The sequence below is a fragment of the Spirosoma humi genome, from assembly GCF_054776575.1.
The window spans coordinates 125,415-144,851 of the sequence record NZ_BAAHBR010000005.1; the positions used below are offsets into that span (position 1 = coordinate 125,415).

The window sequence follows — 19,437 nt, forward strand, 5'->3', positions numbered from 1 at the left end:
CAGGCAGTCCTGTCGTTAAGGCTTATTTTAAGAGGAAACACGCAGCCAACCATAGCAGTGGTATCCACAACTGTCCATGAGCCAACACTAACCCATACAGAAAGGAGGGATACAATCCATCATCATGCCATTCCAGCCTGACAATCGCACAAAAAAAGATTGTTAATGCTACAAACAGCCAGAATGAAAGCAGTACAGCATATACGAATGCCACGTATAGCTGGTTGACTCGCAACATGAATTTGTTCCCCTGTAAACATCGTCAAGGGAATATGTACTGGTAATGAGTAGAGGGCAGGTTTAGCCAATCAACCGTTTGAGCGCAAATTTTTTCAGTTTCTCCTTTTCGCCAACAACCGTATTAGCGGCCAGTTCACCAAATGAAGCACCTTGTTTATAGCCATGCCCAGAATCACCGCCCATCACCCAAAGATTATCGGCTTCGGGATGGGTATCCAGAATGAAGTTGCTATCGGGTGTAACGGTGTATTGACAAACCCGCTGCTCAATCAGGGGCTGACCTACCATTTTAGGAAACCGTCGGGTAAGTATGTTCAGAGCCATATCCAGTTCCTCCTGTTTTGCCATACGGTGATAGGTGTCAAACCGGTCGGTTACGTTGTTGTCAGGGGGCGTTAGCCCTATTTTAAACCCTCTGGAATCGCTTCCCGGCACGCCAAAAGAGCGGAAGGGACCTGTCATGTCGCGATCCATCCAGGTAGGCAGTTTATTCTCCATCAAGTCAGATTGACTGGGCGGAGTCGCAAAGAAGAAACACAACGCGCGCGTCACTTTGAGTTTTTTAGTGAGTTCTGGGAATAAACGAACCAGCCATGGGCCACAGGCAACTATAAACTGATCGGCTTCCAATGTACTCCCGTCAGAAAGTGTGACAGATGTCGCTTTACCGCCCTTGATGGTTTCCTTTTGAAGCTGTTTTTGCAGGAATATACCGCCTTCTTTAATGAACAAATCACAAACGGCGTGACAACCCTTGCGGGCATCCAGATACCCGGCATTGGGGTCATACATGACGTGGTCGAGGCCTTCTGTTCCAATCTGAGGCCACCGCTTGACCGCATCATCCAGACTGACTTTTTCGAGGGGCAAACCCGCTTTTTTGTAAATCGAAACGGCCGTTTCGGATTCGGCTTTACTGGATGGGTAATTGAACAGGAGCAACCCGTTCTGGTGCAACATTTTCTGACCCATGCGTGGCTCATTTTCCTTCCAGAGCGTCATGGCTCGTATTGCCATGTCAACATAAATCGGGTCGTCATAATAGGCTCGAATCAGGCGGGTTTCCCCACCTGAACTCGACTGATTATTCCCGGCACCAAATTGGTCAATGAGCGTTACCTGATAGCCTTTTCGCAGCAGATGCAGCGCCGTCCAACCGCCAAATGCACCAGCGCCGACAACAACAAGTTTTCCATTCTTTGCTGGCTTTTTAATGAAACTGGTAACACCGGCTTGCGCAGGATGAGGCAAAGTCCCACCCAAAGCAGTTAATGCAGTACCCTGAACGCCGTACTTCAGTAACTGGCGTCGGTTAATCTGCGCGGGCTTACGTTCGTTCTGGGCATCGGTTGACATATCGCAGTTAAGTAACTGATCGTGAAAAGAAGGAAGGAAAGTCAATGTATATTCTTACACAGCATCGGAAAGAGAAGTGAACGTAAACTCCCGAATTTTCATCGATGGAATGAGGTAATTGGTAAAGGAGCCTTCGCTACTCACGACCCGCTCTACTTTTCCTAATGTTTCCAGATTATTAAGCATGATAACCGGACTTTCATTAAACCGGAAATTTTTAATAGGATATTTAATCTTGCCGTTTTCGATGTAAAAAGTACCATCACGAGTCAGGCCAGTGACCAATAGAGACTGTGGATCAACGGAGCGGATATACCAGAATCGGGTTACCAGAATACCACGTTGCGTGGTTTTTATTAGCTCATCCAGGGTTGCATCACCTCCCACCATCATGAAATTGGTGGGTGCTGGCACGGCTTTTACTCCCTTTTTCTGCGCCCAGTAGCGGGAATAGGACAGGTTTTTGACAACGCCTTTGTCAATCCAGTTTATTTTTTCCTGTACCCGACCATCGGATCCCCAGGGTGAAGCGGGCAATTCAGGATTAGTTGGATCCGAATAAATTGTTACCCGTTCGTCTGTAAGTCGCTCACCAAGTTTCGTTTTGCCACCGGGTTTGCTCAGGAATGAGCGTCCTTCATCGGCACTGCGGGCATCCAGAGCACGGAATAAATGTTCCAGCAGTACCGCAGCCGCCAGCGGTTCAAGAATAACGGTGTATTTGCCGGGTTCAATAGCGCGGGCATTCACCGAACCGAGCGCCTTTTGAAGGGCAACCTGTGTGGCTGATGCCGTATTCAGTTTTAAGAAATCACTTACGCCCTGAGCGGCAAACCCAGAACCCGTTCCGGTCCCCGTACGGATGGTTGCGCTAAAATTGATCTCTGTACTTGGGTAATAGGCAAATAGTCCTTTACTGTTCATCATTGCCGAAAAACCAACGCGGTCTTCCAGATAGCCCGCTACGGTCTGTTTTTGCGAACGGGCTATCTGAATACTTTGGCTTACTGCTTTGGCCCGGTCAACGGCCAGCATATTGGCTGCCGAGTCGAAAAAGCCGGTTGATGGTAAATAGGTCTGTGGCCCAAGAAGGCCAATATACTCAGGATTTTCCGGGGCCAGTTGAGCCACTTCTTCTGCACGACGGACAACTTTTTCCAGCGAAGTTTCATCGAATTCGTCGATGGTTGCAACGCCAACCTTTTTGCCAAAGGCCGACTGAACCGACAGCGTTTTATAGGCTTTGGATCCGCAGGTTGAGACTTTGTTAAGAGCATATCGGATGTTGCTCCATTCTTCACCCTGCAAATTTATTTCGCATTCGTCGGCTTTGGAATAAGCCAATGCCTTCTGTAGCAATAGTTTCGCTTCTGTTTCTGATAATAAGATAGCCATGTCGGAGGAGCTTAAATTTTACGACCGGTATTAATGACATTGACGCCGTTGAAACGTGCTGTTGCGCTACCATGCGACACGGCATTGCTCTGAATCGGTTGCCCTTTCCCGTCGAAAAATGATCCGCCTAACCGGAAATCGCGCTCGTCGCATACCTGTACGCAGGAGTTCCAGAATTCCTGCGTGTTGGACTGGTAGGCTACATCTTTAAGCATACCAACAATCTGCCCGTCTTTGATTTCGTACGCCAATTGGCCACTAAATTGAAAGTTATACCGCTGTTGGTCAATTGAATAGGAACTGTCACCGATAATGTAAATGCCTTTTTTTACGCCTTTGATCATGTCATCGACGGATAGCGGTTCTTTGCCAGCTGCCAACGATACATTGGCCATTCGCTGAAACTGAACGGTTCCCCAGCTATCGGCATATGCACAGCCCTGCGACTCTTTTTCGCCCAGTAAGTGCACTTGATCACGAATGGCCATATAGTTGACCAGAATGCCATCTTTAACCAGATCCCAACGCTTTGTTTGAACGCCTTCATCGTCGTAACCAACGGCTCCCAGCGAACCTGCCTGCGTTTTATCGGCAAAGAGATTGACGTGCTGACTGCCATAGTTGAAGCGTTTGCTTTTCCACTTATCCAATGTCGCAAACGAAGTGCCGGCGAAGTTGGCCTCATAGCCCAACACACGATCCAGTTCCAGGGGATGACCCACCGATTCGTGAATGGTTAGCCAGGTGTGCGACGGGTCAAGAATTAAGTCGTATTTGCCCGCTTCGACAGACTTAGCGGTAAGCTTTTGTTTGGCCTGTTTGGCAGCCGCTGCCACATCTTCCAGCATATCGTACCCTTTGTTATATCGGGTCGTAATGCCCGTTATCTTGTCGGACGGATTTGTTTGCAGGTACTCGTAACCCATCCCTACGGGGGCACTTAACGCATCCCTCGTTTCAAATTTACCGCTCTTAGGGTCGATGACGGTTACCGTGAAGCCAGGCCATTGTCGATGAATATCCTGATCGATATACGACCCCTCCGTAGACGCAAAGTACTTCTGCTCATTAACAAAAAAGAATTGCGAGTTCACGAAGTTAGCGCCTTGGGTCATGGCGGCTCCATTGACGGCCATCAGTAGATCGACCTTCTCTTTAATGGGAATTTCAAACGCGTTTTTCTGAATCGGTGTTTTCCAGTTAATTTCCCCGAAACCTTTCTGGGGAGCCAGTTGAACGGGTTCGTCGGATAGCAATACATTCGCCTGAGCCATTGCCACCGCTTTTTCGGCTGCTTTGGCTAACTCAGCCTCTGTTTTGGCATCGCCAACGGCTGCAAATCCCCAGCAGCCATCCACGATGACCCGGACCCCCACACCATACGACTCCGTATTGATAATATTCTGAACCTTGTTTTCGCGGGTGATAATAAATTGATTCAGGTAGCGGCCAATGCGCACATCGGCGTAGGATGCTCCTTTTGACTTAGCGGCATTTAAGGCGGCATCGGCCAACCGTTTCTTGATGGCTACATCCAGGCCCGGAATGAGTAAGGCTTCAGCCGAAACTGACCGACCGAAAATGGGAATCTGTGCCAGCATGAGCGCACTGGCACCCTTACCCGCCACTTGCATAAAATCTCGTCGATTCAGGGGCATTTCTTACGGTTGAATTTAAAACGGATTAGTTTAGTTAGCATCGGCTTTTACGAGCAGATTATTATACTAAACAGAAGAAACTTAAAAAGATGATCAATGTAAGTAAATATCTATTTATGCAAAATATAATTAATATTAATTTTGATTTTTATTAATAAAATTCTATTATTTATATTTTATGGAGAATAAAAATTAGGTTTTCTTGTAGAAGTAATTTCTTGTTGTCTGTGCCTCAATTTGAATGTTCGTAGCTCCGATTCTATCGGCTCCAGCCCGCTTTTTCGGAATATGACCTACTTGAGACGGATCATAACGAAGGCCGAACACCCTTTTGCTGACGACTCCGACAGCCCGGTTCAATGAGCCGAGCCGTTCCTGGTTGCCTTATTGCTGGTGAAGAAGCTGCCGGAAAGTAGTGGGGGAGAGCCGGGTTTTTTGCTTAAACAGTTTGTTAAACGACTGTGGATGCTCAAATCCCAGGCTATAGGCTATTTGGGCGGTGCTCAGTGTGCTTTGCGTCAACAACTCTTTTGCCTTATCAATCAGCTGCAAATGAATATGCTGCTGCGTAGTTTTGCCGGTCAACGATTTCAGCATGTCGGATAAATAGCGTTGAGATACGTTTAGGTGTGCCGCTACTTCCTGGGGAGATGGCAAGCCCGCTATGACGGCCTTCTTCGTGTCGTAACGATCCAGCAAGTAGGTGTTCATTCGATCAATCAGGTCCGTGTGCGCGACCTTTCGGGTCAGGAACTGCCGATTATAGAAGCGGTTACTGTGATTCAGAAGCAACTCAATCTGCGATACCAGTACATCCTGACTGAACGAGTCGATTCTGTTGGCTAGTTCGGAAGCGATGGCTTTGAACAATGAGGCCATCACTTTTTTCTCTTTTGCCGACAAAAACAACGCTTCCGACACGGTGTAGGAAAAGAAACCATATTGATGAATCGTTTGAGCCAGCGGGTAATTACGAATCAGGTCGGGGTGAAAGAACAGCGCATAGCCCTGATACTCCTCGTCCTCGCCCGACAATTCAACAAGTTGATGCGGATTCAAAAAGGCCATACCCCCTTCCTTAAAATCATAGTAGCCCGGTCCATATTTTACCTGACCGCTGAAACTGGTTTTGAATGATAGTTTATAAAAGGTCAACAGAAAGCGCGAACCGGCTTGAGTTAGGTCGGGCTTTACCTTTTTGTAATCAAGTAAGGCGATGAGCGGATGCAGCGGTCGGGGCAAATTGAGCCGCTGCATCAGATCGTCGATACTGTCAAAAATCAGGGGCTGGGTTGTGGCGTCGGACTTCATACTAGTTTGTGTTTCTACAGAAGGGGGTTGCCTTACAAAAACGTCTAATTTAACCCTGAATCGTTGGGCGAATCACAATATCACCAACGTCCACATTGTCGGGTTGTTCAATGGCATAGGCTACCGCCCGCGCAATCGCTTCTGCCGGAATGGCAATCTGGTTGGCTTTCTCCTGAATCGTGTTTCTTATCTGTTCATTCTTGATATTACTGGCAAACGGCGTTGCCACAAAACCGGGCGATATACCCGTTACCCGCCAACGACCTTCTGACTCCTGGCGCAGGGCTTCACCAATTGTACGAATCGCATTTTTGGTGGCGGCATAAACGCCCATCGTCGGGACAATATTGATGCCGGCTACGGAGATGATATTGATAATATGACCTGATCCCTGCTCTTTAAAGATGGGCAATGCCGCGGCAATACCGTAGAGGGTGCCCTTCAGGTTTACATCAATCATCTGTTCCCACCCCTCTATATCCAACTCGTCCATGTAGTGAAGCTGGCTTATTCCTGCATTGTTCACCATGACATCGAGTCTGCCAAACTGTTGTTGGGCTAAGGCTGCCAACTGGACCACATCATCCCGCTTCGTAACGTCTGTTTGCCGGTAAGCTGCCTGGCCACCTGCCTGCCGTATCCGATTGGTGAGCGATACCAGACGGTCGGTCCGCCGGGCACCGAGAACCACTTTCGCGCCATAACCTGCCAGTAATTCGGCCATGGCCTCGCCCATACCACTGCTAGCGCCGGTAATGGCTACTACTTTTCCCTCAATTCCGATTTTCATAATACTATCGATAAGTTCGAGGGCAAAGTTCGGTTGGTCGAATAAGCGAAGTGTAGCCGTTGTGGTTGATGATGTAGTTTAAATGACAAGGCATACCCCTTTCTTGATTGTCCACACAACTTGGTGTTGGATTCGAGAAATGGGCAAACTCAGCTTAACTTTCTCTGCCTGCCAACATTTACGCCTACCTCGAAGCCGCAGGGTGAGCAGACTACCCGGATACGAACCTGGGAGTGGAATAGGTGACGATTGCCTGGTAAAAATCAACGATTTCGCCCAAAGATGAGTGGTTTTAGTTAGAACGGTTCCTTTTCAAATCCCTCACTTTTTACCGCAAAATCGTCGATTTGTACCGCTTCGGCCGGTGCTGGACGGTGTAGGTTTGTTCTTTTTTAGCGTAGCCAAATCGTATAATACGGGATGCATCCACTGGAAACGGTTCTTTTATTATTAACGTTTGTCATCGGATTGGCGGTCGTAGCTCGACGACTCAATCTGGCCTTTCCGATACTATTGACCGTTGGGGGGCTGTTGATCAGCTTTTTCCCCGGATTGCCAAACGTAAACCTGGATCCATCGGTTGTTCTGGTGGTTTTCTTACCGCCCCTTCTCTACAGTGCGGCCTGGTACACCAATTGGAGCGATTTTCGCCGACAGATGGAACCGGTTGTCGTGCTTGCCCTGGGCCTGGTGCTGGCTACCAGCCTTGGTATTGCCTACGTAGCCAGCATGTTTATTCCGGGCTTTACGCTGGCAACGGGTTTGTTGCTGGGAGCCGTTGTTTCGCCTTCCGATGCCGTAGCGGCAACGGCCGTGATGAAGACGCTGGCGGTGCCCCGAAAAATTGCCATTATTCTGGAAGGGGAAAGTCTGGTGAATGATGCGACGGCCCTGGTGATCTTTCAACTGGCTTTAGCTGCCGTTGTCGGTTCGGGAAGCTTCTCGATGGCGGACTCACTGCTCGATTTCGTGCGGCTCGCCGGGGGCGGTATAGTGACTGGATTAGTCGTAGGCTACCTATCGTTCTGGCTGCATAAACATGCGAAGCTGGAGCCGGCTCTGGAAACGGTATTGACGTTTGTAACAGCCTACTCGGCTTATTTAGCGGCTGAACACCTCGCGTTAAGTGGCGTATTGAGCGTAGTTTCGGCCGGGTTGGTCGTTGGCCATAAGCAATCGAGACTGCATAGTGCAGCCACGCGGATGCAGGCGGTAGCTGTCTGGGATTTTGTGGTTGTCCTGCTGAACGGCCTGATCTTTATTCTGATTGGATTGCAGTTGCCCGATATAGTGACCGACATCGGAGATCAGTCGCTGGGGCACCTTGTCTGGATTGGTCTGCTGATCAGTCTAACGGCAGTAGCGATTCGCTTCGTGTACATCTTCCTGGCCGATCTGCTTTCCAATCAGGTACACAAGGTGCTGCATAGACCCCCGCTTTTCCCGTCCGGCAAGCACACCACGTTGCTGGCCTACATCAGTATGCGGGGTATTGTATCGCTGGCCGCAGCCTTGTCGATTCCCGAACGGCTACCCAACGGCACTCCTTTTCCGGAGCGCAATCTGATCGTCTTCATTACCTTTTGCGTCATTCTGTTTACTCTGGTCGGGCAGGGGGTATTTTTGCCTGCTCTCATTCGGAGGCTGCATTTTGGCGAGCAGGCCACCGATTATCTTTCCAAAAAAGAAGTGCGTCGGCGGCTCTCGAAACAGGCTCTGGCCGCGATTCTGGGGGTAGTCGATAAGGAGGGGCTTTCCGGGGATATCGTCCGGAAAGTCATCGATCGGCACCAGGCGCAGGTCAGGGAGCTTGAACAGGGCGATCCTGAAACGGTTATAGATCAAGTTCAAGTCCGTGAAAAATTACTGTTAGCTTCCATTCAGGCGCAACGGACGGCGTTGCTGGACCTGCGGGACACCCAGCGAATCGACGTTGACCTGTTTCATGAGTTTGAAAACGAACTGGATCGGGAAGAGGTCCAAGTGCAGAAATAGCTAACTAACAGCGGCACGGCGCTGGTCGGCCGTGTAGATTTGCTCACTCTTTATCGCCGTTTTATCATGAATACGACCCACTATCTTCGGTCCGGAAAAGCACTTTGGTACCTTAGCCTGCTCTTTCTCCTGATGTCTTTTAGTCCACTCAAGTCAATAGACCACACTATGCCCAGCGACGATACAAAGCGATACAAGAAGGTGCCTGCGGGCTATCTGATGGTGCTCCGACAGGGCGACGACGTATTTGCCCAATTGGAGAAGCTGGCCAAAGAGGAAAAAATCCCATCGGCGACGGTGTCGGGTATGGGCTTCGTTAGCGCTACGTTTGGCTATTTCAATCAGAAAACGAAGGAGTACGATCCCAGGGAATTTACTGATGTGGAGCTGGCTAGTCTGAATGGCTCAATTGCCTGGGAGGGCCAGAATGTTTCGCTGCATCTGCACGGGGTTGTGACCGATAAATCCTTTGCGGCCCATGGCGGACACCTGCTAGCCGCGACGGTTGGCATGGGCTCGGTCGAGCTACTGGTTACCGTTCACCCGCACCGGCTCAATCGCGCGAAAGACCCGGCTATCGGGGCCAATGTGCTGCGGTTGGACTAAAAGAGATTTGGTTTGTATGCAGGTAATTGTTTGTCTTATATCCCTATATTGATGTTCATTCGCCGTTTTTTGCTCTGTTTGGTTTTTGCCGCTTTCCCCATTTTACTCAACGCGCAAGGCCCTAAATCCCTGCCGCAGCTTCAGCAGGACTTTGTCGATCAACGTTTCGGTATGTTCATCCACTTTAACATACCCACGTTTATGAGCGATGACTGGGCGGACCCCGATGCGAAACCCTCGCTTTTCAATCCTACCGCACTCGACTGCAATCAATGGGCAAAGGCGGCCAAATCGGCCAAAATGACCTACGGCGCACTGACGACCAAACACCATAGTGGCTTCTGCATTTGGAATACGAAAACGACGGACTACAACGTCATTAACAGCCCCCTCAAACGCGATGTGGTTAGGGAATATGTCGATGCGTTCCGGGCCAATGGACTAAATGTAATGCTGTATTATTCAATTCTGGATACTCATCATAAACTACGGCCAGGCTTCATTACCAAACAGCACATTACGATGGTAAAGGCCCAGCTTACCGAATTGTTGTCCAATTACGGCCCTATTTCAGCGCTCATCATCGACGGCTGGGATGCGCCCTGGTCCCGGATTTCGTACGATGATATCCCCTTCGAAGAAATTTACCGGCATATTAAATCGATTCAGCCCAACTGCCTGGTCATGGACCTTAACGCGGCTAAGTATCCGGCAGAAGCGCTGTTTTATACCGATATCAAATCGTACGAGCAGGGCGCCGGACAGCACATTTCCAAAGAAACCAACCAACTGCCTGCCCTCTCCTGTCTGCCTATCAATAAAGCGTGGTTCTGGAAGAGCAGCTTTCCGGATGAGCCGGTGAAAGACCCCAACGAACTGGTACAAAAGAATCTGATTCCATTCAACCGAGCCTACTGTACATTTTTGCTCAATGTGGCTCCCAACCGCAAAGGATTGATCGACGATAACGCGCTGGCCGCCCTGACCCAAATTGGGAAGAGTTGGCAGGCCGACCCACAAACGCCGAAACTGCCGCCTTTCGAAGCACCTGTGATTTCGCACAACATGGCTAAACACCAGCCTAGTAATGCTACCTGGAGTGACGACATGTGGATTATGGATTTCGGTAACGACGATAATTTTAAAACAGCCTGGGAATCGAACCCCAGCGTGGCCAAACCCATCTATGAGGTCTTACTGGGAAAGGAGCAAGCGTTTAACCTGATCACTATCGTGGAGAAACAGCCGAGTATAACCGCTTACCGGCTGGAGTATTTCTCCGGCAACGTCTGGAAACCCATTCCAGGGACCAGCGCTGGTAACCTTAATGCAGTAGTTCCCGGCCGGGCCACTCTAGGCCGGGCCAAAATTCATCGCTTCAAGTCGGTTCGGGGCAGCCGGGTTCGGGTACTGATGGATGCGTTCACCGCGCCCCCCGCCATTGCCGAATTAGGCGTTTATAAGGAGAAGGATCGCTGACCCGGCTCCCGATGAAGGCCATCGGGAGGCTTTGTTCCCAGGTCGATAAAACACCAGTAACTCAACAACGCATGGAAACCAACTCACTCCCGATTGACCGGTGGCCCCAATTGGATTTTGCTGCCTGGAGCCCAACACTGACAACATTACACCTCTGGACGCAGATTGTCGGGAAGGTGCGACTTCGGCAAATGCCCTGGATCAATCACTCCTGGCACGTCTCTTTATATGTGTCGCCATCGGGACTTACGACCGGTAGTGTGCCTTACAAGCAGGGTGTTTTTCAACTGGATTTCGATTTTCTGACTCACTACCTGCGAATCAGCACCAGTACGGGTGCACAAGCGGCCGTGAAGCTATATCCCCGTTCAGTTGCCAGTTTTTATCAGGAACTGATGGAACAGTTGGATCGACTCGCCATCGACGTAACCATTCAGGGGACGCCGAATGAGGTGGAGGTCGCCATTCCGTTTCATGAAGACGAAATTCACTGCGCGTACGATGCGCCCATGGTGGGGCGGTTCTGGCAGGCACTGGTTAGCATTCACACGGTGTTTACCCGATTTCGGGCGGGCTTTACGGGTAAATGCAGCCCTGTTCATTTCTTCTGGGGCAGTTTCGATCTGGCCGTTACACGCTTTTCGGGCCGTCGGGCACCGCTTCATCCGGGAGGAGCCCCTAACATGTCGACCCGGGTGATGCAGGAAGCCTATTCCCACGAAGTAAGCTCCGTGGGATTCTGGCCCGGCAGCGAGCAATTTCCTCAGGCAGTCTTTTATTCGTACTGTTATCCTACCCCGTCGGACTTTGGTCAGCAGCCGGTCGAACCCGCCGAAGCCTATTTTAGTCCCGAAATGGGCGAGTTTTTGCTCCCCTACGATGTGGTCCGCCAGTCGGCCGACGCGGAACAGACATTACTGGCTTTCCTGCAAACGACCTACGATGCCGCCGTGTCGACCGCTCACTGGAACCGAAAGGAACTGGACTGCGATCTGACCTCTTTCGAAGCAAAAACTGACGATTGATCGTCGCTACCTGATCCGCATCTGATCGACACGTTACTGGATTTTTTGAGCCAGCACCCGGACACGCTGATTCAGGTGAATGGTATCACCCGTTACCGTTATTTTTTCGCCTACCTTCACCAGTCGGTACGCCTGTTGCATCCGTACCCGGCTCACCAGGGCGTCGAAGTCGCTGCCCTCCGGATCACGGAGGCTCGCGGTATAACCGTCTTTCCCCGGCTCGATTTGCTGAACGATGCCTGTCTTCGAAAATGGTTTGTGGCTGGCACAGGAAGTGAAAATGGATAAAATTGCCAGCGCTGTGAAGCCTGGCAAAACAGCGGTTAAAAACGTTTTACGACGCATAAGTAGGTTTGCTTGCTCGCATGGCTGCCTTAAGTGGCAGCGTGAAAGGCATTGGAATTGTTGAACTAGAGACGTTCTTCCAACGCAGAGGTATCGACTAAATTGTAAGTTATGTATCGCTGCTGCGTTGCCAAACGGACCGAATACTGACCAGCAGGGCGCAACGCGTTCACTGTTAGCATCTTTTGTAGAAGCGATGGGCAAACGTTGATTGCCTGGACGTTGAAAAGCTTCTTCGCCTATAAACCTGCTGGGTGCTCAGCAATAAACGTGGGTCTGACGGCAAATTTTTCCCCGCTTACATTTGTATCTGGCGTAAAGATCAAGACGTGTAGGAGACAAAGGGATTAATAGACAAGATCCGTTTGTCCCGGATACACCCAAACCGATTTCACCAACCAGCAGGGAGCCAGCACTGTGGAAGCGGCTGGGCAACGTATCGTCAACTATGCGCTAATTGGTCAGGATGGGCCAACCGGATTTTTAGTGAAGCGTATTTTCCTGAACCAGGAAGCATACCCTGATGATGGTGAAAATGATGAGCGATCACTTGTTTCTTACGGTTATAATGACCCGCTGATACCTTGTCAGCGATGGCGTTCCGTTGTCCGTTGCTTCCAGGATCAGGTGAATCGTTTGGCCGCCCGTAGCATCCGAGGGAATAAGAACGTCAGCCTGCACCGAAGCCGGATTCGAGATACTCACGTTGTTGGGGTAGCTGCCTACCCGGAGCTGCCACCAATTGGTGGATACTGCATTCCCGTCCGGATCTGAAACCGCCCCGTGTAGCCGTATTTTTTCTCCGGCAGAAGCCATTATCGTTAATGGCCCCTCAACGTTTACGACGGGTTCATGATTGGCATTGGCGTACTTGGGCGTGACGGACCATTTCAATCGGGCCGCAAAGTCGCGCTGGGCCTGCGGAAAGAAATTAGGGTAGGCTAATTCCGTAGCGCTTTTGGCTAGTTGGTTGTTTAAGGTGCTTAGTGTAGTGGCCATTGCGCTGGCACTTGTATCCTGGGTAGCCGGAAGGAAAGAACTCGTAGCGGCCTTCCGGTTGCTTACTTCTCGTCCGCCCCAGCCACCGTACGAACCTGCTTCGTAGGCACGCAACCCATTGCCCAGCATATTCATAAAGGTAGGGTTGTCACCTTCTCCCAGCCAGGAGTTTTTCGGCTGCACAGGCATCCACACGACGTAGCCCATTTTCTTAAGTTCGTCAGTCGAGTGGCCCGACAGGCCAAAGTAGTCCATGATGTCGTCCTTGACCATCTGTTTGCCATCGCCCCAAACACGGTATAAAGCGCCCAGCGGGCCACGATCGAGTATATTTTCTTTCATCCAGGATGCCGTCAGGTAAGGTGCATTCTCTGGTTTGGCTGACAACTGTGCTCCATACCCATAGTTTGGACCCCCACTAAATTGCCGGTACGCTATCGCAGGCCAATTCGGTTGAATATAGGTGGCATAGGTATCATCCTGATCGCCGGAAGGCAGCAGGACTATTTTTCGCTCTAGTTTTTTCTTGATGGCTTCCCAGTCCGTCGTGAATTCATACTGCTCCTGAATGGATTTGAGCGCTCGGGCAATCGTGCTGTGCCCACCCCAGGCGGCAAGAAAGAGAGGGCCGGGCTTATCATCCAGCATGAGGGCTTTGATCAGGTCTGAGCCCGGTGAATTTTTAGAAATATCCCCGTCGAAATCGATGTTACCATACCGGATTTTCGACCGGAGTTCACCCGGTGGGGGATAACCAGGGTTATGCACGTTCAGGTTCGGGTATACTTTCGCGTACGCTTCGACGGCATCATGGATAAACCGTTCGTCTTTAGCCCACCGCCATGACTCACAAGGACACAGCTTCAAGCCAAACCGGGAATATTCTCTTCCGGGAACAAACCACTTTGTTCCTTTCCCGTCTCCTTTCCAGTGAAATTGGCTACTGGCATAGATGAGCCCTTCTATGTTCAGATCGCTACTGTAGAGCAAAAAACGGATCAGCGAGTTGTTGTCATCGAGTTCCGGATCCGCCGTAATAACGATGCGTGGCCGCACCTGCTGAGAAGAAGGCTGGGCGGTCGCCTGATTTGCCAGGAGGCTCACGAGAAGCAGTCCGATTACATGAAGACGGATACGAATCGGTGAAAAGGACGTAACTGAAGGCATAAATTTTGGTGAAAATGTCAGAGTAGGAATGGGGCCAAGTAAAATGGCAGACAAGCTTTTTAGCTCATTTGGTTTACTGATTTAAGCAGGAAGTGTTCCTGCCCGACCTAGTCAAAAAGGATTGTTGACAAATTCGCTACTCACCCGCTACGCTAGGGCGGGGTTCGTAGAGGCTGTAAACAGTAAAAAGGGCAACCAAGCTTTACTGCCTGCTTGCCGCTTGCCAATGTAGGAACGATCGCTAGCGCTCAAAATTTGGGTAAGCTCCCTGATTATCTGCTATCTAGTATTGATTCGTCCCGCCAATGGCCTCATTCATCAACCAGATTTGTGGGCTCGTCGCCTTTCGTTTTCTGACCTGTAAATCTCATGGCAACTTTGTTTCACCGGCCGCCAAAGTGGTTAGCCGGGATAACTAATCAACTAAAAAAGCCATGAAAAACATACTTATTTTGATGCTGAGCCTGGTAGCCAGTACCGCATCGTTCGCCACATCCAATGAGCCCAGCAAACCCGCAGCCGTTCAGACCCGCCTGGTGATGACTGACGCCCATACGATCAAACTCTATGTGCAACCCCTGGAGACGAAAGGTCAGCTATCGATACAGGATGCGATCGGGCGGACCGTCTACACCGAAAGCGTGAACCTGCAAAAAGGGCTGAACCAGCAATTCAATTTCGCTAATTTAAGTACTGGCACCTACCGGTTAACGCTGGTGGCAGGTACCCAGGCCCTGAACCGAACGTTTGTGGTACAGGCCGACCCGAACACGAGTTTTATCGTTCAATAGTCTTGGAGTCATGCGGAATCGACAAAAATAGCCCTGCCCTTCAATAATTTCCCCATCCAAAGGGCAGGGCTGCAATACGTTGCATTTCGTTTCCTGAACAATACGGCTCAGGCCATCCCGAAACTAGTGCCGACCGATTCGTGGATGCGATTAGCTGTAATTATATGACCACCTAGTTTATACTATACCGTAGCGACGGTTCGCAGCTAATTACAGCTAGCCAATCGTCTTAAATAGGAGGGTTCTGTAGAAACGCAACTCGTAGTGAAAGAGCCACTTAACCCGGATAAGAAGCTTTTTGAAGGCATGGGCAATTCATCAATGATCGTCGGCTAGTTGTAGGCGTGGTACTGTGCGTTGCCAGTAAATACCTAGCCTGAAAACCACCTAGAGCCAAAAAAATCAAGATTTAATCCTGTATTTGTGTTGATTATGTCTGGCAGATGTTATCTTTGTTTTGAACACGATACCATCATGCTGTCAAGAAAGGTTTCGATTGGCTTATTTGCCCTCCTGCTATGCCATACACTAGCCAGTGCTATTGTAGGGTTTAGTAGTTGGTGGCGGGCCGAAAATGACCTTTCGGAACGGTTATTAGTGTATCGATCCGTGGATAGTATTGTAGAGTTTCAAGTTCCGCTGACTGATCCAGCGGAAGGAGCGTCGATAACTCGCACAACAGAAGATGGGTTTAGCTACCGGGGGCGCTACTACACCGTTGTCAGCATGGAAGCGAAGGGTAATATGCTGCTCATCGCCGGTCTTGAAACGCGTAACCATTCGGTGTGGCAAGATGATCTACTCGCCTTTCTCAATGATCATTTGGCGACATCTTCAGACACGGGTCATAAAACCAGTTTATTGCTGAAATTCCTACTCAAAGAGTACTCCCCCAATAACCCGATTTCACTCTGTTTTTTGCATCCTGGCAAGTATCAATCCGAGCGCATACCGGATGCCTCTTTTAGATTCACCACGCGTTCGGCATCTATTCCTTCCCCTCCTCCCAGACAGGCGTAAGGCTTTGGCTTACCTGGCACATGACGCACTCATGCTGGGTAGCCGTTTTATTTTCCCTGAGTTTTTATTGATGGTGATTCCGCTCAAGCTGGTGCCAAGAGTTTATTTTTTGATCTCTTCGCTATAGCTGGCGTATAGCTTATCCAAGAGCTAAGCGCTGAGGATATGCCCTTCTATCTTTTTCTGTTATCGAATGATTTTCAGGAAGATAGGGTGGGCATGCCTCAAGCTGTTCAATTCTTGGTTAGAGCTGGCCGGAGCTGTTGTGATCATCCAACAATTGGTTAGGGAAAGTTATGTTCAGATTGGTCTATACGGCTGGTCTGCCTACTCCATTATCCTCATCTTCTTTCCGAATACAAACATGGCACATATTCAATTACCCGAAGGATTACCTGGTATTTTAGGACCAATGGCTTTTAGTCCGCAGACCACTAAGCCTCTCAACGAATTAGCCGAAGTATTACTCCGCACCCGAGCCAGTGATTCTCTCACGCAAGGTGAACGTGAGCTGATTGCTTCCTATACATCCCGATTAAATGACTGTTTCTTCTGTTCGACCAGCCACGGGGCAGCCGCTGACTATTTGTTAGGGCGGGAAAATCAGGTAGTTGCTCAAACATGGGCTGATCCGGAAACAGCACCCGTTTCAGCCAAAATGAAAGCACTGCTCGCCATTGCGGGTAGCGTGCAGAAAGGTGGCAAGCAGGTTACAGCTCAGCAAATTGCCCAGGCACGAGAAGTGGGCGCTAGTGACCAGGATATTCACGATACTGTACTGATTGCAGCCGCTTTTTGTATGTATAACCGCTATGTAGATGGGCTTGCTACCTGGGCCCCTGAAGATAGGGCTATCTACGCAGATATGGGTGAGGCACTAGCCACAAAAGGATATGTGCATGCTAATGAAGCACAGCCCGTTTAAAACGAAAAAACCGGATCAATAGGGCCTATTGATCCGGCATACTTTTTTATCATAGGTTGGTATTCCATGTTCCTCACCGGGTTTAACCCGGTGAGGACATTGTCCTCCGCAAACTTACTAGTCTGATTAATAAATACCTACAGCTCTGATGAAGATGTGTTGATTTGTGGCGTTTTTTATTTTATAAATCTCATGAAAACAAATAAGTGGAAGATGGCGCTGCTGGTTTGGCTGGCAATGTTCCCCTACAGCACCGCGATCCATTATGGTCTGGCACAATTACCGTTTATAGCCGACTGGCCCCTGATAGCTCGAGCCTTTTGCCTGACCTGCATGCTCGTTCCCTACATGGTTTTTATTGCTTTGCCTTTTCTGAACCGGCGTTTTCAATACTGGATACAAGCGCGTGCCGGACAGGGACCTGAGCAAGCACCCAGCCCGCAACCCGAAGCCAACGCGAAGATAGGGCACGAGCAGTATCCTCGTTTAGTAACCAACGGAGCGAGTATCTGATTAGCCTTACCAGGTTACGTACTATCGTCTGTTGTCAGCTATAATGATTGCACTCAATACAAGCTGTTCGTCGTCGCACACCCATTGATAAACCATGTCTTATATACCAACTGAACCTATCGGCAGCGTGCCTCGCCCTGCCTACTTACTGGAAGCCATGAACGCCTTCCAGCATAATCGAATTAGTCAACAAGACCTTGATCAAGTCACAGATCGGGCGCTGCAGGAAACGATACAGGCTTTTGAAGCGACAGGCTCGCCGGTCATTACCGATGGGGAGCAATCGAAACCTAGTTTCGCAACCTATCCCATTACGGGTCTGGACGGTTTACTGCCCGATGGTGTAGTCATTCCCTTTGCGGATGGTCATACCCGTCAGTTACCCGTTATCTCGAAAGGGCCTTTTCGATATACTACCTCCGCCGATACGTTCCTTAAACGTGCCCAGCATTTTACCGAACGCCCGGTCAAGCAAGCTGTTATTGCTATTTCAGCTCTGAGTTTGCTCTATCCAGCTAATGGTATCGATGGGTACAGTCAGGAGTCATTTTTAGCCGATCTGGTTGACGAAGCGGAGAAAGAAATCCGGCATTGTCTTCAAGCGGGGGCTTATAACGTACAGATTGATTTTACCGAAGCTCGACTGGCGATCAAACTGGACCATAGCAAAAACCTTTTGCAGGCTTTTATCGACCTCAATAATCGGGTTTTAAATCGCTTTAGTCCAGATGAGCAGGCCCGCATTGGCGTGCACTCCTGTCCCGGTGGCGATCATGATTCAACCCACAGCGCCGACATTTCCTATAAAGAGCTGTTACCCTATTTGTTCTCGCTGAATGCCGGTAACTTCTACCTGGAATATGCCGCTGAAGCCGATAAAGAGGCCGTACTGGCGTCAATTAAAGCGAATATCAAACCAACGCAACGGGTGTTTCTGGGTGTAACCAATGTGCTTGATCCTCGCATTGAAACCCCGGAAGAAATCAGGGATTTGATTCTGGAAGCCGCACAAGTCATCCCTGTAAATCAGCTTGGCACGACCGATGATTGCGGGTTTTCGCCCTTCGCCGATGATGTGTCCACCGCTCGCGATATTGCGTTTGCCAAAATTAAAGCCCGAATCCAGGGGACTGCCCTGGCCGAGAAAGAACTGGCCTAGTCTGTTACTTCATCCTAAACTGGCTATCAGGCCGGTTTAGGATTTGTTGCTCCGGTCGTGGGTCATAGTCAACGACAAAAATTACCCATTCTTCCATTGAGAAAAATTGCTGCCATCGGTCTACTCAGCTTATTGCTGTGCCATATTCTGGCCCACATGTTGGTCGTATGGATGATTAGCTGGCAGGAAGAAAGCGACTTATCTAGCCGCCTGAGCGTGTATCGATCAGTCGATAGTCTGGTGGAGTTTTACATTCCTCTTCATCAACAAGCTGTTCAAGACAGCTTGCAAACCCACCCCACGGAAGGATTTGTCTACCGGGACAATTACTATGACATTGTTCGGCAGGAAATAAAAAATGATACGTTGCTCATCCTGGGGTATGCCAATAAACAAGGCTCCTTCTGGCAACAGAACTTACTCGATTTTATTAACCAGCAAGTTGAGAGCGACTCGAATAGCCTCCCTGAGAAAGCAAATCAGTTGCTCAAAAACTTACTCAATGATTATTATCAGGGCGTTCGATTCGTAATCAATTTCTGTCACCCTTCGGTGAGGGTGCCTGTCTTAATCCCCACCTTTACGGCTATCCTGCCCACCTTAGTCCTTCCTGTCAACTCGCCCCCGCCAGAAGCTTAAGCGGCTTTATTGTCCTTTCCGATC

At 49.7% G+C, this 19,437-nt stretch carries 17 protein-coding genes; 10 read left to right on the forward strand and 7 right to left on the reverse strand.

What is annotated here, in order from left to right; genetic code table 11:
• Positions 1–300: 300 nt before the first annotated feature.
• From ACYU8Y_RS07455 to ACYU8Y_RS07475, 5 genes are all read right to left on the reverse strand, one after another.
• Complete coding sequence (locus ACYU8Y_RS07455) at positions 301–1,596, reverse strand: NAD(P)/FAD-dependent oxidoreductase (RefSeq protein WP_460935767.1); 1,296 nt, start codon at positions 1,594–1,596, stop codon at positions 301–303.
• 54 nt (positions 1,597–1,650) lie between these two features.
• Entirely contained in the window at positions 1,651–2,991 is a 1,341-nt protein-coding gene (locus tag ACYU8Y_RS07460; protein WP_460935769.1) for a TldD/PmbA family protein, read from the reverse strand.
• 11 nt (positions 2,992–3,002) lie between these two features.
• The gene (locus ACYU8Y_RS07465) at positions 3,003–4,643 is read right to left on the reverse strand and encodes a TldD/PmbA family protein (RefSeq protein ID WP_460936054.1); all 1,641 of its coding nucleotides are present in this window, start codon (positions 4,641–4,643) and stop codon (positions 3,003–3,005) included.
• Between the two features lie 390 nt (positions 4,644–5,033).
• Positions 5,034–5,960 carry a helix-turn-helix domain-containing protein gene (locus tag ACYU8Y_RS07470; protein WP_460935771.1) on the reverse strand — a complete coding sequence of 309 codons (927 nt, stop codon included), beginning with the start codon at positions 5,958–5,960 and terminating at the stop codon, positions 5,034–5,036.
• A gap of 49 nt (positions 5,961–6,009) precedes the next feature.
• Positions 6,010–6,750 carry an SDR family oxidoreductase gene (locus ACYU8Y_RS07475; protein WP_460935773.1) on the reverse strand — a complete coding sequence of 247 codons (741 nt, stop codon included), beginning with the start codon at positions 6,748–6,750 and terminating at the stop codon, positions 6,010–6,012.
• A 420-nt stretch (positions 6,751–7,170) separates the two neighbouring features.
• Here ACYU8Y_RS07475 and ACYU8Y_RS07480 point away from each other — a divergent pair, with 420 nt between their 5' ends.
• The 4 genes from ACYU8Y_RS07480 (at position 7,171) to ACYU8Y_RS07495 (ending at position 11,855) form a co-directional block, all read left to right on the forward strand.
• Positions 7,171–8,745 carry a Na+/H+ antiporter gene (locus tag ACYU8Y_RS07480; RefSeq protein WP_460935775.1) on the forward strand — a complete coding sequence of 525 codons (1,575 nt, stop codon included), beginning with the start codon at positions 7,171–7,173 and terminating at the stop codon, positions 8,743–8,745.
• 66 nt (positions 8,746–8,811) lie between these two features.
• Positions 8,812–9,351: a PPC domain-containing DNA-binding protein gene (locus ACYU8Y_RS07485; RefSeq protein WP_460935777.1), complete on the forward strand. Its 540-nt coding sequence runs from the start codon at positions 8,812–8,814 to the stop codon at positions 9,349–9,351.
• Between the two features lie 51 nt (positions 9,352–9,402).
• Positions 9,403–10,830: an alpha-L-fucosidase gene (locus tag ACYU8Y_RS07490; RefSeq protein ID WP_460935779.1), complete on the forward strand. Its 1,428-nt coding sequence runs from the start codon at positions 9,403–9,405 to the stop codon at positions 10,828–10,830.
• A 71-nt stretch (positions 10,831–10,901) separates the two neighbouring features.
• Entirely contained in the window at positions 10,902–11,855 is a 954-nt protein-coding gene (locus ACYU8Y_RS07495; protein ID WP_460935780.1) for a DUF5996 family protein, read from the forward strand.
• Between the two features lie 33 nt (positions 11,856–11,888).
• Here ACYU8Y_RS07495 and ACYU8Y_RS07500 read toward each other — a convergent pair whose 3' ends face one another.
• Positions 11,889–12,200 carry a hypothetical protein gene (locus ACYU8Y_RS07500; protein WP_460935781.1) on the reverse strand — a complete coding sequence of 104 codons (312 nt, stop codon included), beginning with the start codon at positions 12,198–12,200 and terminating at the stop codon, positions 11,889–11,891.
• Between the two features lie 546 nt (positions 12,201–12,746).
• A complete protein-coding gene (locus tag ACYU8Y_RS07505; protein WP_460935783.1) occupies positions 12,747–14,366 on the reverse strand; it encodes a DUF1593 domain-containing protein in 1,620 nt (539 codons plus the stop codon).
• Positions 14,367–14,800: 434 nt separating this feature from the next.
• Between ACYU8Y_RS07505 and ACYU8Y_RS07510 the strand changes: the two genes are divergently transcribed.
• From ACYU8Y_RS07510 to ACYU8Y_RS07535, 6 genes are all read left to right on the forward strand, one after another.
• Complete coding sequence (locus ACYU8Y_RS07510; RefSeq protein WP_460935785.1) at positions 14,801–15,157, forward strand: T9SS C-terminal target domain-containing protein; 357 nt, start codon at positions 14,801–14,803, stop codon at positions 15,155–15,157.
• Positions 15,158–15,631: 474 nt separating this feature from the next.
• The gene (locus tag ACYU8Y_RS07515) at positions 15,632–16,177 is read left to right on the forward strand and encodes a hypothetical protein (RefSeq protein WP_460935787.1); all 546 of its coding nucleotides are present in this window, start codon (positions 15,632–15,634) and stop codon (positions 16,175–16,177) included.
• A 364-nt stretch (positions 16,178–16,541) separates the two neighbouring features.
• Positions 16,542–17,102 (forward strand): carboxymuconolactone decarboxylase family protein, encoded by a 561-nt coding sequence (locus ACYU8Y_RS07520; protein WP_460935789.1) that lies wholly within the window; start codon positions 16,542–16,544, stop codon positions 17,100–17,102.
• 192 nt (positions 17,103–17,294) lie between these two features.
• On the forward strand, positions 17,295–17,615 hold the full coding sequence (locus ACYU8Y_RS07525) for a hypothetical protein (protein ID WP_460935791.1): 321 nt from the start codon (positions 17,295–17,297) through the stop codon (positions 17,613–17,615).
• Positions 17,616–17,709: 94 nt separating this feature from the next.
• A complete protein-coding gene (locus tag ACYU8Y_RS07530; protein WP_460935793.1) occupies positions 17,710–18,774 on the forward strand; it encodes a cobalamin-independent methionine synthase II family protein in 1,065 nt (354 codons plus the stop codon).
• A 96-nt stretch (positions 18,775–18,870) separates the two neighbouring features.
• The gene (locus ACYU8Y_RS07535) at positions 18,871–19,413 is read left to right on the forward strand and encodes a hypothetical protein (RefSeq protein WP_460935795.1); all 543 of its coding nucleotides are present in this window, start codon (positions 18,871–18,873) and stop codon (positions 19,411–19,413) included.
• Positions 19,414–19,437 lie beyond the last annotated feature (24 nt).

Bases quoted from the DNA above. Each gene is read 5' to 3' on its own strand.
- ACYU8Y_RS07455 (WP_460935767.1), bottom strand. From the start codon at position 1,596: ATGTCAACCGATGCCCAGAACGAACGTAAGCCCGCGCAGATTAACCGA.
- ACYU8Y_RS07460 (WP_460935769.1), bottom strand. From the start codon at position 2,991: ATGGCTATCTTATTATCAGAAACAGAAGCGAAACTATTGCTACAGAAG.
- ACYU8Y_RS07470 (WP_460935771.1), bottom strand. From the start codon at position 5,960: ATGAAGTCCGACGCCACAACCCAGCCCCTGATTTTTGACAGTATCGAC.
- ACYU8Y_RS07475 (WP_460935773.1), bottom strand. From the start codon at position 6,750: ATGAAAATCGGAATTGAGGGAAAAGTAGTAGCCATTACCGGCGCTAGC.
- ACYU8Y_RS07480 (WP_460935775.1), top strand. From the start codon at position 7,171: ATGCATCCACTGGAAACGGTTCTTTTATTATTAACGTTTGTCATCGGA.
- ACYU8Y_RS07485 (WP_460935777.1), top strand. From the start codon at position 8,812: ATGAATACGACCCACTATCTTCGGTCCGGAAAAGCACTTTGGTACCTT.
- ACYU8Y_RS07490 (WP_460935779.1), top strand. From the start codon at position 9,403: ATGTTCATTCGCCGTTTTTTGCTCTGTTTGGTTTTTGCCGCTTTCCCC.
- ACYU8Y_RS07495 (WP_460935780.1), top strand. From the start codon at position 10,902: ATGGAAACCAACTCACTCCCGATTGACCGGTGGCCCCAATTGGATTTT.
- ACYU8Y_RS07500 (WP_460935781.1), bottom strand. From the start codon at position 12,200: ATGCGTCGTAAAACGTTTTTAACCGCTGTTTTGCCAGGCTTCACAGCG.
- ACYU8Y_RS07505 (WP_460935783.1), bottom strand. From the start codon at position 14,366: ATGCCTTCAGTTACGTCCTTTTCACCGATTCGTATCCGTCTTCATGTA.
- ACYU8Y_RS07510 (WP_460935785.1), top strand. From the start codon at position 14,801: ATGAAAAACATACTTATTTTGATGCTGAGCCTGGTAGCCAGTACCGCA.
- ACYU8Y_RS07515 (WP_460935787.1), top strand. From the start codon at position 15,632: ATGCTGTCAAGAAAGGTTTCGATTGGCTTATTTGCCCTCCTGCTATGC.
- ACYU8Y_RS07520 (WP_460935789.1), top strand. From the start codon at position 16,542: ATGGCACATATTCAATTACCCGAAGGATTACCTGGTATTTTAGGACCA.
- ACYU8Y_RS07525 (WP_460935791.1), top strand. From the start codon at position 17,295: ATGAAAACAAATAAGTGGAAGATGGCGCTGCTGGTTTGGCTGGCAATG.
- ACYU8Y_RS07530 (WP_460935793.1), top strand. From the start codon at position 17,710: ATGTCTTATATACCAACTGAACCTATCGGCAGCGTGCCTCGCCCTGCC.